The following is a 13982-nucleotide window of genomic DNA, read 5'->3' as shown; positions in this document are numbered from 1 at the left end:
GGCATAAAAAAGGACTGCAGCATTGCAGTCCTGTTTCCGCCATTTATCACTTACTTCACAAAAGTATTCCAGACATAATCCTGCGCCTTGCCTTGCAGCGTCAGCTTCAGCTGATCGCCGGGCTGCAGCGCAGCCACGCCTGCCGGAGTGCCGGTCATCACCACATCGCCGGCTTCCAAAGTAAACACTTGGCTGATCTCCGCCAGCAGCGCGCCGATGTCAAAAATCAAATGCGATGTATCGCCTTTTTGGCGCAGCGCATCATTTACATGCAGGGTGTAATGCACATTATTCCAGTCACTCACCGCCTCACCGGCTGCAATCCAATCTGACAGAATGCATGAGCCATCATAGGCTTTGGCGCGTTCCCACGGATGGCCCTTTTGCTTCAGCTCATCCTGCAGATCACGCAGGGTCAAATCCAGACCCAAAGTTACCGCGCCTACAGCTTCCAAAGCTTTGAGCGGATCGGTTTCAGCCTTCAGCGGACGGTCAATGCGCAAAGACAATTCACATTCATAATGGCAGCTGCCTAAGGCAGTATTCCATGCAATGCCGTCCTGCAGAGAACTCAATGCGCTGGGCGGCTTGATGAATAAAACAGGGCGGTCCGGCACGGCATTGCCCAGTTCTCTTGCATGGTCTGCATAGCTGCGGCCAACGCAGACAATTTTTGATGGACGTGCATTCATGATTTTCCCCTTGCCGCCTTAGCGCTGCTTACTTTTTAAAGGTGTTTTCAAATATGGCCTGATCGGCTGGATTCTGGAATGCGCGCTTCGGCACAATCACCACGGTGCGGTTTTTCATTTCCAGCATATAGGTCAGCTTGCCGGAAGCGAAATTGGCCACTTCGGCATAATTGAAAGTGTTCTTTCGGCCATTGGCATGCAGTTCGCCATAGTCCTGATACAGGTCAATGCCCTGCTCGCTTTTGCCGAATTGATATTTGACAAACTGGCGCTTGAACATCATCGGCAGGAACCAGTAGCGCATTAAGATCTGCATGATCAGGAAGAACGTGCCCAGCGCCACATAGTAGCGGCCAACGCCATTGAAGCCCAGATAAAAGCCCCAGCCGATAATCGCCAGGCTGATGACCGGGGTGATAAAGCGGGTAAACTGCTTTTTGCCAAACGTCGCCAAGGCAAAGCCGTCCTGCGACTCCTCCAGATTCAGAAAATAGCGCAGCGATAATGCGGGTTGAGTGTCAGACATATGCTTATCAGTACATAATTCATATAAATTAAGCTGAATACTACACCAGATTGCGCATTTTCCTTATTCTTTTTCCAATTTCAGCCATATGCCCGGCGTGACCGCGGCGAAACCGCATCAGCCGGAAACTTATATTTATTTTCCATTGCCCAGACGCAAAAAAACCGCATCAATGTGCGGTTTTTAAGACTTGATCAAGTTGGTGCGCTCAGAGAGATTCGAACTCCCGACCCCTTAGTTCGTAGCCAAGTGCTCTATCCAGCTGAGCTATGAGCGCGATGTCTTGATGAGGTGCATTATACGGGATTTTTTCAGTTTGTTAAGAGGCAATTCAGCCAAATCCGCTTGAACGCCTAGTATTTAGCCATACCGCGCCTTGAGCGGCGATTTTACCGCCAAATTTGCAGGCCGGCCCTGTCCTCTGGCCGCTTTAGCGCGTATTGATCCATCTTATGACAGCCCCGCGCAGGCTGTTTTCCTGCGCGCTGCCGCAAGCGCCAAATTTCAGGCACAAAAAAACCGCTGTAAAAGCGGTTGATTGTTCAAGTTGGTGCGCTCAGAGAGATTCGAACTCCCGACCCCTTAGTTCGTAGCCAAGTGCTCTATCCAGCTGAGCTATGAGCGCATTACTTGTGTGCCAATTCAGGCAGTGCGTTACATACAGTTTACTTATTGGTGCGCTCAGAGAGATTCGAACTCCCGACCCCTTAGTTCGTAGCCAAGTGCTCTATCCAGCTGAGCTATGAGCGCGACATAAGTAAAGTTGGCGGTGAGAGAGGGATTCGAACCCTCGATACCCGTAATGGATATGCGTCCTTAGCAGGGACGTGGTTTCAGCCACTCACCCATCTCACCGTAACGTGCGGCCATAATACAAACTTCGCCCATGCGCTGCAAGCTCAGAGCCGATCTTTTTTGCATATTTCTGCTCAATTAAATACTTTTTAAGCAATTCCGCAGCATTTCGCGCTAAACCGGCAAAAAAACCGGCAATCCCGTCCATAAAAACTGCAAACGCCGTAAAATGCCAATTTAAAATACAATATTGCAATCATTTGCGTGCAGTATCCCGCTGCATGTCTTATGCTAAACCTAACCTTCTGACTTGAAGCCAAAGACATTATGAAAAATTGGGTCGACCCTGAAGCAAAAGCTGAAGCCGAACGCTATGAAAATCCAATTCCCAGCCGCAAGCTGATTTTGGACACTATTGAACAGCAGAAAACTGCATTGTCGCATGCGGATTTTGTCGAACACTTTGAAATGGCCGATCAGAAAAGCATTGATGCCCTGAGCCACCGCTTAATTGCCATGGTGCGTGATGGACAGCTGATGAAAGACGGCTTTAAATTTCAGCTGGCGGAAGAGCAGCCGACCCATGAAGCGACGGTTTATATCAATTCTAAAGGCATGGGCACAGCCAATATTTCAGGCCAGGATGACCTGCTGCTGCCTGAGCGCGAGCTGCGCCAGGTGTTCAACGGCGACCGCATTAAAGTGCGCCAGACTTCTGTTGACCGCAAAGGCAAAGCCTGGGGCTTTATCAGCGAAGTGCTGCAGCACCGCGTCAAGGAAATCATCGGCAAAGTCTCCATTCATGACGGCGAATACTTTATTCAGCCAGCCAGCCCGAATGCGCATCAGCCGATCACTTTGGAAAAAGAGCTGATTGAGCATGCCAAAGTCAATCTGGGCGATTCGGTCCGGGTCGCCATTGACAGCTATCCAACCAAGGAAGAATTCGCCACGGGCCATATTGTGCAGTCCATGGCGGACAAAGCCGATACCGAAATCATTATTCCGCAAACTATTCTGGAATACGGCCTGCCGTATGAATTCCCTGAAGAAGTGATTCAGGAAGCCGAAAGCTTTAAAGAGCCTTCCGCGCAGGACCGCGAAGGCCGCATTGACCTGCGCGACCTGCCTTTAGTCACCATTGACGGCGAAGATGCCCGCGACTTTGACGATGCCGTATATGCGGAAAAGCGCCCAGGCGGCGGCTACCGCGTGGTGGTTGCAATTGCCGACGTCAGCCATTATGTGCGGGTCGGCAAGCCTTTGGATGATGAAGCGCAGGAGCGCGGCACCTCGGTCTACTTCCCGCATTATGTGCTGCCGATGCTGCCTGAAGCGCTGTCGAATGGCCTGTGCTCTTTGAATCCGGATGTTGACCGCCTGTGCATGGTCTGCGATTTGAAACTGTCCCGCGCCGGGCGCGTGACCGGTTTTGAGTTCTACCCTTCGGTGATGCATTCCCAAGCGCGCCTGACCTATACGCAGGTGGCGCAGTATTTTGAAGGCGACGGCAGCGCGGTTCCGGAAAACCGCGATGTGCGCAAATCCCTGAATACCCTGTTCCAGCTGTATCAGGTGCTGAAAGGCTTGCGCGCAGAACGCCACGCTATGGAATTTGAAACCGTCGAAACCTATATGACTTTTGACGAGCTGGGCGGCATCAAGGAAATCCTGCCGCGTTCGCGCAACGATGCGCACAAGCTGATTGAAGAATGCATGCTGCTGGCCAACGTCGCTGCCGCCGACTATGCATTGAAGAATGAAATTCCAATGCTGTACCGCGTGCATGAGCCGCCGGAGTTCTCGCGCATTCAGAAAGTCCGCGACTTCGTGAAGCTGCTGGGCATGAATTTCCCTGAACAGCCGACGCAGGCGGACTATCAGGCGGTAATTGAAGCCACCAAAGACCGCATTGATGCGCCAAGCATTCATGCGGTGCTGCTGCGCTCCATGATGCAGGCCTATTACGGCGCCAGCAACTCAGGCCACTTCGGCCTGGCTTATGAAGCCTATACGCACTTCACTTCGCCAATCCGCCGCTACCCTGACCTGCTGCTGCACCGCGCCATTAAAGCTCAGCTGAAGAAAAAGCCTTATCCGCTTTCCGGCGCTGCGCTGGATGACGCCGGCGAGCACTTCTCCGCCACTGAACGGCGCGCAGACGAAGCCTCGCGCTCTGTCACGACCTGGCTGAAATGCCATTATATGAAGCAGCATTTGGGTGAAGAGTTTATCGGGACGATTTCCGCCGTTGCAGAATTTGGCCTGTTCGTGACCCTGAAAGACTTATATGTGGACGGCATGATTCATGTCAGCCAGCTGGGCGATGACTTCTTTGCTTTTGATCAGCCAAGCCAGAGCCTGGTTGGCCAAGGCCATGGGCAAACCTTCAGCCTAGGCGACGAAGTTAAAATTAAAGTCGCCGGCGTAAATCTTGAAGAGCGCAAAATTGACTTTGAACTGCTGCAGCAGCTGACTCATGCGGGCCGCCCCGTGCGCAGCCGCGCGCCGCGCACCGCCAAACCGGCGCTTCGCAGTGAGGCCAAGCCTGCGCCGCGCGCTGAAGCCAAAGAGGAAGTGTTTACTGAACGCGCCAAAGCGAATCCCGGTGAAGATGGAGACCGTCCCTTTCGCAAAAAAAAGTCCAAATCCAAACCCAGTTCATACGGCGCAAAGCCTGCTAAAAAATCTTCAGGCAAATCTGAAGCAAAGGCTAAAGATAAAGTGAAGAAAAAAGCCAAGGCGAAAAAGAAAAAGTCCAACGCGAAAGCCAAGACTGAGTAATTTTCCAGCTTTAAAGAGAGCGCTTCGGCGCTCTTTTTTATTCTGCTGAGTTTGCCTGTCTGCTTTATTGCGCTGCTTTAGCTCAATCTGATCAGCTAGCCATCCGCACTGTATAGCCAATTATCTAAATAGCTGCCACATACAAAATCTAATGAAAGCATATTTTATGGGAGATTATGTGTGATACGGATTTCAAAACTCAACTATATGATGGCTAAGTTTTTTAAACGACTCCGCGGAAATTCCTTCAGCTTCGAGTTTTCTAGGCCCTAGCATCAAATAAACGCTGGATACGCGAGTGCGGCATGGATGCCGCACGTTGCCCATCCTTGCGCTGCATTTTAAAGCAGTGCTTAAAACCAGCTCAGGATGCCGTGTATGGGCAACAAAAGACTTTTGCCGACTTTGGGTCTTTCCAAAGTCGGGATTTGCCTGCGCAAAGGCATCTAAATTTCTAAAGCAAAAATGAGGCAGTGCAAGCGTTATCGTTAATTGTCGAAGTAGTTAACGCAGCTAAAATCCAGCGCAGTCATATTTTATAGGTAATGATTCATAGACTTTGGAATTTAGTTATACACTTCAGCTGTAAAAACAGCAGAAAATAGCTTCAGTGAACGCGCAGCGCTCCGGTTTTCGCTTTAACGCCAGCCCGAATATCAGCAGATGCAGCATCAAAGACCCTGCTCCAGCTGAGCCTGAGTGAAAGCCCGCTCGGCGCCTATATTCATGAAATCAAGGGCATTCACATCAAAAAACCGCCGGAGAATAAAGCGCAATAAATCCATGCCGAGCCTTGATTTCCCGCATGGCGGCCCCGACATCTATGAGTAACTTAAAAGATAAACTGGCTGAAGCAATGACATTAGAAAAGGCGACCTTGCCTGTACCGCAGTTCGATCAAATCACCTTGGATCAGCTGAAAGCGCAGATTGAACAGGCCATTCAGCAGGGGCAAACGTTTTTAAAACAGCTGGCTGCCGTGCCGGACACCATTCAGGCGCAGCTCAGCGTATTAGCTCAGGTCGATTTGCTGGAAAACAACTTAAGCGAATCCTGGGGCGTGCTGTCGCACCTCAATGCGGTGATGAACAACACCGAAACCCGCGAAGTCTACCAGTCGCTGCTGCCGGCCCTCAGCAAATACTATACCGAACTCGGCCAGCACACGGCGCTGTATCAAACCTATCAGCAGGTGCAGGATTCGGACGCCTTCGCCGCGCTGCCGGCAGCCCAGCAAAGCGCCATCAAGCTAGCCCTGCGCGACTTCAAGCTGTCCGGCGTAGCCTTGGAAGGCGAAGCCAAAAAGCGCTATGCGGAAATTTCGGCGCGCCTGTCGCAGCTGTCCTCAGACTTTTCCAATCATGTGCTGGACGCCACTCAAGCCTATTGCAAACCGCTGGCCGATGCGCAGCTGAAAGGCCTGCCGCAAAGCAGCATTGCCCTGCTGCAGCAGTACGGCCAGCAGCGCGGACTGCAGCAGCCGGCAGCCACACTGGATATTCCGTCCTACATGGCCATTATGACCTATGCGGCGGACCGCGGACTGCGTGAAGAACTGTATAGAGCCTACACCACCCGGGCCTCCGAGCAAGGCAATCCGGAATTTGACAACACCCCGGTCATGGAGGAAATCCTCAGCCTGCGTCAGGAAATGGCGCAGCTGCTGGGCTTCGGCAGCTATGCCGAATTTTCCTTGGCCAGCAAGATGGCGCCGGATGTGGCCACGGTGCATCAATTCCTGATTGATTTGGCGGAACATGCCCGCAAGCCGGCCGAACAGGAAATTGCCGAGCTGAAAGCCATGGCTGCCGAAGACGGCATTGCAGACCTGCAGCCGTGGGATACCGGCTACTATTCTGAGAAGCTGAAAATGCGCCAGTTCAATCTGTCGCAGGAAGCCCTGAAGCCCTACTTCCCGGCGCCTAAAATCCTGCAGGGCCTGTTCAGCATTGTCAGCCGCCTGTACGGCATCAATATTGTCGAGCGCGAAGCGCCGGTCTGGCACCCCGATGCGCGCTATTTTGAACTGGAAGAGCAAGGCAGTGTCCTTGGCGGCTTCTACTTTGACCTGTATGCCCGCAGCGGCAAGCGCGGTGGCGCATGGATGAGCGGCTTCCGCTCGCGCATGCAGACCGGAAATGGCCTGCAGAAACCGATTTGCTACATGGTCTGCAACTTTACTCCGCCTGTGGGCGATCAGCCAGCGCTGCTCACCCATGATGAAGTGAATACCTTATTCCATGAATTCGGCCACGGCCTGCACCATATGCTGACCGAAGTCGACAACATTGCCGTCGCGGGCACGCACGGCGTGGCATGGGATGCGGTTGAGCTGCCAAGCCAGTTCATGGAATTCTGGACCTGGGACAAAGAAAGCCTCGATTTGCTGAGCGAGCATATCGAAAGCCGGCAGGCCCTGCCGCAGGAACTGCTGGCCGCCCTGCTGGATGCGCGCTTCTTCCAGTCCGGCATGCAGACTCTGCGCCAGATTGAATTTGCCCTGTTTGACTTAAACATTCACAAGCAGACGCCGGCGCTGAATGCTGCGCAGATTCAAGCGGTGCTGGATGAGATCCGCGCCAAATACGCCGTAGCGCCGGCAGCCAGCTATAACCGCTTCCAGCACGGCTTCAGCCATATTTTTGCAGGCGGCTACGCAGCCGGCTACTACTCCTATAAATGGGCCGAAGTTTTGGCCAGCGATGCCTTTGACCGCTTTGAAAATGAAGGAATTTTCAATACACAGACCGGGCAGGAGTTCCGCCGCTTTATCCTGGCAGTTGGCGGAAAAGACGCCGCGCTTGACGCATTTGTCAATTTCCGCGGACGCGAGCCAAAAATAGATGCGCTGCTGCGCCATCAGGGTTGGACGAACGCATCATAAAACGCTTAAACTAGCGGCCTTAGTTTGATCAGGGGTGAGCACGATGACCATTAAACGCCGTTTCATTGCGGGTGCAAAATGTCCAAAATGCCAGGCGATGGACCGGGTGGTCATGCTGACTTCAGGCAGCGATGAGTGGATTGAATGCATTGATTGCGGTTACAGCGAGAACCGCCCGACGCATGTGGAACAGCCGGAAGCTCCGGCGGTTCCAGACAGCACCGGCGTCATTCAATTCAAGCCGCGTCAGCCGAAATAACAACAAGGCTTTTATAATGATTGAAGATCAAAGAAATAGCCCGAAACTTTTAATCGGGATTATTGGGGGAATCATTGCCGTTATCGCGGCATTTTTAGCATATCAGTGGATGGCGGGATCCAGCGCTGAAGGGCAGCCGCCTCAGGCGGACAGCGCTCCAGCGGCCAAAGCTGCGCCGGCGCAAGCTAAGCCTGCACCGGCAGCACCCTTGCAGGAAACTGCAGCTGCCGGAACAGCAAAACTGGTGGAAGAAGATATTCTGCAGGCGCCGGTTCCTGCAAATTCCTCACTGGCAAAAGAGGAAGTGGCCAAGCTGGAAGACATTCAAGTTCAGCTGAAAGAACAGGAAACGGCTTTAAAAGCGCAGCATCAGGATGCTGACCAGCTGATCAAGCTCAAAGAGGAGCAGATTAAGCTCTTGGAGGCTCAATTGGCAGCTCAGCAATAGCCGCCTTCTATTTTTTAATGCGCTGGAATGCCTGCCGGCACTCCACAAAAAGCATCCGAAGATGTAATGCCAGTCAGTTAAGCATTTTTAATCCTCCCCAACCCTCCTTTTTCAAAGGAGGGAGTATTTCGAAATTCAATACCGTATTGAATTCCTTGCACAGCAATGCTGTTCATCCCCCTCTTTTTCAAAGAGGGGTTAGGGGAGATTTATCAATCAGTCATCATGAAATTACGCTTAACTGATCAGCATTAATCCGAAGATGCTTTTTTTCCTAAGCCGAACAGCTTTTCAGCCCCTGATTAATGATACCAGCCGAACAGCTTGAAGAAGTAAGGAACATAGGCAATGATCAGCATGGCCGGGAACAGCACAATCAGCGGCAGAATCCAGCGCTCATAGCGGTAGTAAAAAGGCTGGCCGCGCACTTCAGCATCCGCCTCATTCACTTCCGCATCGCCAATCGACTGCCGCGCCAGCAGGTGATTCAGCGCCACAGGCGGCGTCACATAGCCCAGTTCAAAGCCAATCAGCGTAATCATCCAGAAATGCACAGGATGAATGCCGTACTGATAGGCCACAGGCGCGACGGTGGCTGAAATCAGAATCACCGCGCCAAACGGATCCATAATCATGCCGACAAACACCATTAAGGCAATGAGCAGGCTGAGCACAAGGAACGTGCTGCTGATGTCTGTCGGGAACAGGCTCATCACTTCGGTGCGCTCAAGCAGGCCGCCCACACTGACCGAAAGCGCCATCAGAATGACCAATGCGCCGATATGCCCCACGGTTTCACTGGTCGAAATATGCATCGACTTCCAAAAGCCGACCTTGCGCAGCACATCCATCGCGCTGGAATGCGCAACTGCATGGCTGACCGCCAGCTCATCCGGCGCAGCCTCGGCGCGCATGCCGTCACGGTATTCCGCATTGCCCGCAACCGCGGCGCCCGCCAGGGCAGGCTCAGGCTGCAGCGCATTGCCGGCTGCTAAAGTTTCATCCCAGTGCCCGACTGGCGGAAGCGGCGCCGGCTCATGGCGCAATTTATCAAACAGCACGATCAGCAGCAGAATCACCGGCATCATGACCGGCGCGGTAAACTCATTCAGGTCTGTCGATAATAAATACTTATAGAACAGCCAGATCAGCACAAAAATCACGATGTACGGCACCACCGCCAAAAATGCGCGGCCTGACTTCGGCGCAGCGACAGACGGCGCCGCGATGCGGAAGCGGTTCTCTGCAAAAAACAGCGCAATGATCAGGAACAGCGTGGAGGTCAGCAGAAAGACATAGACGCCATACTGGTACAGCAAGTCCGTGGTCACTTCCTTATTCAGCGAGGCAACCACCACAATCAGCAGGCATGGGCGCAGTACTACGCCTAAAGAACCGGACATTGCCGTCGCCGCCAATGCAAACTGACGCCGCCCGCCGGCATTCCAGACTTCCTTATAGATAATCGCGCCGGCTGCAATCACAAAAATCCCCGATGCGCCGGTATAAGCGGTCGGCAGGGCGGCAGCGATTAAAATCAGCCAGGTCAGTGTTTCAGGCGCCAGATTCCATGGGCGCAGAATATTCAGGAACAGGTCAACCACGCGGGTTTGCTTCAGCAGCATGCCGGCCCAGATGAACAGCGCCAGATTGAGGAAGATGCTGGAGAACTCCACCAGCTGGCCAAGGTAGATGCCCTGCCCCATTGGATAATCCATGAAGAAGATGAAGGCTGCCCCGGTAATCACCGCCATATAGGCATACAGCGGCACGCTGAGCAAGGCCAGCCCGAAGCTGCCGCCGGCCTGCGCGGTTTTGGGCGGCTTGGCCAGCTGCCAGCAGCTGATCAGCGTCAGCGCAGCAAACAGAATGATCCACATCCAGGAGATGATCAGGGTTTCGCCTGTCATCGGCACGCCTGAATCCCTCATGGAATTAAACTGGCTGATGCTGGAGAAAGCCAGCAGCCCGTTGCCCAGCACCATGAAAATGCTGTAAACCCGGTAATCCAGCTTGCTTGCCGGGCCGCGCAGGCCAATATGGTGAATTTTAAGCGTCGCGCTGATTGCCGCCAGCACCACCATCACAATCAGCAGGATGGCGCGGTTTTCCGTGCCGAATTTAAAAATGCCGAAAAACGACGTTTCAAAAGTCCGGTAAGCGCGGATGCTTGGATGCGCATCCATATGCTTCACCGCTTTGTCATAGAACTGGTAGCGCTCTTCGCACATCTGCTGCGCCGCCAGAATCGATGCCCGGACATCCGCTGCCGAGGCCGTGCCGAAGATATCGGCAAACTCATCCGCAGCATTGACCTTCATTTGGCGCTGAACCTGCGCATCAACATCCGGATGGCGGTCACAGCTGGGCTTGGCCGGCTCTGCGCGCAGAAATGAATACTGCATTCCGGCTGCAGGGTCGCCATACAGGCGTTCCCCCATGCGCAGCAGCTGGCCATGAATCATTTCGCCCGTGCCAATGATAAGCGTCAGCAAAAGCAGTAAAAGAATGACAAAAGCCGAAATCCACTCTGTCCAGATATAGCTGAGCAGGCCGAGTCCTGATCTGCTTGGTGATTGATTTTGCATGAATTTTCCTATTTTTATTTTCGGATTTGATGCCGGAGGCACCCGATCCTTGTCCTTTTCGGCTGAAGAAAATCCCTTCTCCAGCCCAGCGCTTTATTATTTGGTTTAAATTTGCATCAGTTTTCTGTTTCTGAACATGACAGTCCGCATGTTCTTTTATGTTTTAAATGCCAAGCGCATCACTCGTCGGCAAAGTGGTCGGCCAGCAGATACACAGCTGCAATGCCGATCCCCCAAATCACCCCCAGCAAATGCGCTTCCACCAGCACAGGGCTGCCGATCAGCTGCGCCGTGCCCATGCTGCCCACGGTATTTTCCCAAAGCAGCTTGGATAAAATTAAAAACAGCACGAAGGCCGCGAAATTCCGCTCGCGCCTGTACATCAAATGCACGCAGGCCACGGCAGTATAGGCGCCGTGCAGCACGCCGGACAGCCCGGCATAGGCATTAATGTCCGGCAAGAAGTAATAAAAGCTTAGACTGATTAGAGGCGGCAGCGCCAGCAGCAGAGCCGTGAAATGCCAGACCGATGCCCTTGGGAAAATAAACGGCAGGCAGATGAACGCCAGCATATTCAGGAAATAATGCATCCATCCCACATGCACCCAATGGCCGGTCCACAGCCGCCAGAACTGCCTGAATAAGCCGTCATGCACATAGATGAAGGCATCCTGATAAATCTGCAGGCAGGCGCCAATAGAAACGACCGCCGCCAAGAAAACAATTTTCCGCCTGATAAACTGGTCTTTCATGCGCATTCCTCCATTATGCTGAAAAGGGCCGCGGCGGGCAGCCCAGCCTCAAGGCCGGGCTGCAGCCGGCCTATTCAGGCTTGCCGTCAAACAGCGCATCCAAATCCGAAGAGCTGGCGGATTCGTCCCAAAAGCGCTCCATGCCGTCATCCGCGGCGCGCACGCCGGTATGCTCGGTCCAGTAGCGGTCAGCAATGCCTTTCACCATGATTTCAGCCATGCTGTCTATCAGCTTGAATTGCGGATTCACCGGCTTTTCATCGCTGCGGGCCTGCGCAAAAGTTTTCAGCGCATCGCGGATTTTGGCATCATCGCCGCTGGCTTGCGCCGCGACAGCATACATGGCATGCGGCAGGCGCACGCCTTTCTGCTCGCCAAGCAGCGCCGACTGCTTTAAGGTCTGATACGGGTCCGGCTTGCCTTCCCCTGCGCCCGGCAGCAGCGTCCAAATCACAGCGCGCGCGGCGTTCGGCGCGCCCCAGAATTTTTCATTGTTCAGGCAAGCCATGCCGCGCTCCACCACGGCTGCAATATCCTTCGGCACATTCACCGCGCCGCCGGAATTGATGTCATTGGTCATGGCCTGCAGCCCGCTCAGCATGCCCAGCAGATAGACGGTCTGCTCGATGTCGCTGTTCATTTTCGGACAGCTTTCACCCAGGGCTGCCCGGTATTTTTTTTCATAGCGGTTCTGGAACAGCTGGTAGCCCGCATACTGGCGCTGCGCCGCCAAAGCCGCCCAGTGCTTCTGCTCTATGCGCGCATCTTGCGCTTCAGTCACCTGATTGGCCTTGGATGCGCGCAGATAGCGCAGTTCAGACTGCAGCGCCTGCTGTTCCGCGCAGACGCCGGCGGCTGAATACATCAGCACCGCGACGCGGGTCGGGTCCGCCCCCATATCTTTGGCCGCCATAACCGCCGGCGTAAGCGAATTGCCTGAATTGCAGACCATTTCAGCATCATCCATGGCTAAAATCGGCGGCACGATATGCTTTTCGGTAAATCCGAGCGCCACATTGGCGCCTGTTTTCACAACTTGTGAACAGCCTGATAATAAAGTAGTTGCTATTGTTATTGCTGCCATACCCTGGCATATTTTTTGGACGCCCGACATTTTCCTGTCCTCTATAATTTTGTTTATGTCCATCCCGACAAACATATCAGAAGCAATTTCCGAATTAAAGAGTATTTACTCTAATTCAAGCCTGCACTTTAGCGCGGTTTCAGCGCGCTGAAATTGACTGATTTTTAGCAGCTGCTGAATTTCAGGCAAAAAAAAGCAGCATTGCGACGGTTCAGCACATGCTGCTTATTAACTGGAGAAATCTGTAATGCTCATTTTTGCGGAGTCGCGGCTTCAGCGCCATTCTGCATCCGCAAGCAAAGGGCACAGCTGCCGGAACATCCAGGCTGGGAAACCGCCATGGCTTGCGCTTTGCTGCCGTTGAATACACTGTACAGGGATAAATTTTTTCAGGATTCAATGCTGTCTGACAATCGGCAGTTTATGCCAATTTTTTCTAATCCTGTCTGACAGCAGGATTACAGCATTAATTCAAATTATTGTTATTATTTGATTTTTTATTTTAAAATAAAGTCAGGCTGTCTAACAATCAGAGCATTTTCGCCAATACCTTGAAGGATTTCCACTGCTTCAGCGCCACCTGATCGCGCCAGACAATCACCGGCTTGGCCCGCGCATGCTGGAAATACAGCACAATATAGGCCTGATGATCAATAATATGGCTGATCTGCACGCGCTGCTTGCCGCCGGCAGCCGACAGCGTCCACTCCCTGCCGTCCAGATGATCCAGCGCGGTGACTTGCGGCGTCCCGCGGTAAAACAGCAGGTAAGCAGCTGCGCCCAAAGCCAGAAAGGCGCACCATAGGCTGAGCGGCAGCAACTGGTACAGCAGCGCCATCAGCGCAGTGAAAACAGCCAGCTGAAACAGCAGGGCCAGACAGCTGCGCTTCAGCTGGAAACTGCCGCTATCCATGCACGTAATGCTTTAATTTTTGAATAAACGCTTTTAATTCCGGGCGCGGCGGCTCGCTGACTTCCATGAACCAGTCCAGCAAATCCGGATCTTCCTGCTCCACCAGCTCCTCAAACATGCCCTTTTCAAACGCATCTGCCTGCAAATAGTGATTTTTCACATAAGGGTCAAAATACACATCAATTTCTTTCAGGCCGCGGCGCGCGCGGTAAATTACCTTGCGCTCTTCCAAGCTTATTTCGTCACTCACAGCATTC

At 53.1% G+C, this 13982-nt stretch carries 12 protein-coding genes and 4 tRNA genes; 4 read left to right on the top strand and 12 right to left on the bottom strand.

Annotated elements, in window-relative coordinates:
• Positions 1 to 50: 50 nt before the first annotated feature.
• The 7 genes from BEN74_RS13125 to BEN74_RS19480 all read right to left on the bottom strand — a co-directional run bounded on the left by BEN74_RS13125 (position 51) and on the right by BEN74_RS19480 (position 2221).
• Positions 51 to 692, bottom strand: coding sequence for a fumarylacetoacetate hydrolase family protein (locus BEN74_RS13125; RefSeq protein WP_068909532.1), 642 nt, complete (start codon positions 690 to 692; stop codon positions 51 to 53).
• 28 nt (positions 693 to 720) lie between these two features.
• Positions 721 to 1218 (bottom strand): YcxB family protein, encoded by a 498-nt coding sequence (locus BEN74_RS13120; RefSeq protein WP_068909534.1) that lies wholly within the window; start codon positions 1216 to 1218, stop codon positions 721 to 723.
• A gap of 200 nt (positions 1219 to 1418) precedes the next feature.
• Positions 1419 to 1495: transfer RNA gene (locus BEN74_RS13115), tRNA-Arg, on the bottom strand.
• A 271-nt stretch (positions 1496 to 1766) separates the two neighbouring features.
• Positions 1767 to 1843 (bottom strand) — tRNA-Arg (locus tag BEN74_RS13110).
• A 48-nt stretch (positions 1844 to 1891) separates the two neighbouring features.
• Positions 1892 to 1968, bottom strand: a tRNA-Arg gene (locus tag BEN74_RS13105).
• Between the two features lie 14 nt (positions 1969 to 1982).
• A tRNA-Ser gene (locus tag BEN74_RS13100) sits at positions 1983 to 2073 on the bottom strand.
• Positions 2069 to 2221, bottom strand: coding sequence for a hypothetical protein (locus BEN74_RS19480; RefSeq protein ID WP_162898190.1), 153 nt, complete (start codon positions 2219 to 2221; stop codon positions 2069 to 2071). Before BEN74_RS19480 ends, BEN74_RS13100 begins: the two co-directional genes overlap by 5 nt.
• 116 nt (positions 2222 to 2337) lie before the next feature.
• Between BEN74_RS19480 and rnr the strand changes: the two genes are divergently transcribed.
• The 4 genes from rnr to BEN74_RS13080 all read left to right on the top strand — a co-directional run bounded on the left by rnr (position 2338) and on the right by BEN74_RS13080 (position 8388).
• Positions 2338 to 4797, top strand: coding sequence for a ribonuclease R (gene rnr / locus BEN74_RS13095; protein WP_213072375.1), 2460 nt, complete (start codon positions 2338 to 2340; stop codon positions 4795 to 4797).
• A gap of 823 nt (positions 4798 to 5620) precedes the next feature.
• Positions 5621 to 7681 carry a M3 family metallopeptidase gene (locus tag BEN74_RS13090; RefSeq protein WP_171404892.1) on the top strand — a complete coding sequence of 687 codons (2061 nt, stop codon included), beginning with the start codon at positions 5621 to 5623 and terminating at the stop codon, positions 7679 to 7681.
• A gap of 49 nt (positions 7682 to 7730) precedes the next feature.
• Positions 7731 to 7940: a YheV family putative zinc ribbon protein gene (locus tag BEN74_RS13085; RefSeq protein ID WP_171404935.1), complete on the top strand. Its 210-nt coding sequence runs from the start codon at positions 7731 to 7733 to the stop codon at positions 7938 to 7940.
• 16 nt (positions 7941 to 7956) lie between these two features.
• Complete coding sequence (locus BEN74_RS13080) at positions 7957 to 8388, top strand: hypothetical protein (RefSeq protein WP_068909541.1); 432 nt, start codon at positions 7957 to 7959, stop codon at positions 8386 to 8388.
• 302 nt (positions 8389 to 8690) lie between these two features.
• Here BEN74_RS13080 and BEN74_RS13075 read toward each other — a convergent pair whose 3' ends face one another.
• From BEN74_RS13075 to BEN74_RS13055, 5 genes are all read right to left on the bottom strand, one after another.
• Positions 8691 to 10976: a TRAP transporter large permease subunit gene (locus BEN74_RS13075; protein WP_068909543.1), complete on the bottom strand. Its 2286-nt coding sequence runs from the start codon at positions 10974 to 10976 to the stop codon at positions 8691 to 8693.
• Between the two features lie 179 nt (positions 10977 to 11155).
• Positions 11156 to 11728, bottom strand: coding sequence for a rhombosortase (rrtA, locus tag BEN74_RS13070; RefSeq protein ID WP_068909917.1), 573 nt, complete (start codon positions 11726 to 11728; stop codon positions 11156 to 11158).
• A 70-nt stretch (positions 11729 to 11798) separates the two neighbouring features.
• Complete coding sequence (locus BEN74_RS13065; RefSeq protein WP_068909546.1) at positions 11799 to 12842, bottom strand: hypothetical protein; 1044 nt, start codon at positions 12840 to 12842, stop codon at positions 11799 to 11801.
• 499 nt (positions 12843 to 13341) lie between these two features.
• Positions 13342 to 13725, bottom strand: a complete 384-nt coding sequence (locus BEN74_RS13060; protein ID WP_068909548.1) for a hypothetical protein — start codon at positions 13723 to 13725, stop codon at positions 13342 to 13344.
• Entirely contained in the window at positions 13718 to 13975 is a 258-nt protein-coding gene (locus tag BEN74_RS13055) for a succinate dehydrogenase assembly factor 2 (protein ID WP_068909919.1), read from the bottom strand. Before BEN74_RS13055 ends, BEN74_RS13060 begins: the two co-directional genes overlap by 8 nt.
• Positions 13976 to 13982: the final 7 nt, after the last annotated feature.

The organism is Acinetobacter sp. WCHAc010034 (assembly GCF_001696615.3).
In the GTDB taxonomy this organism is placed as follows: Bacteria; Pseudomonadota; Gammaproteobacteria; order Pseudomonadales; family Moraxellaceae; genus Acinetobacter.
Note: the sequence above shows the minus strand (reverse complement) of the source record. Positions and strands in the feature narration are given on the sequence as shown.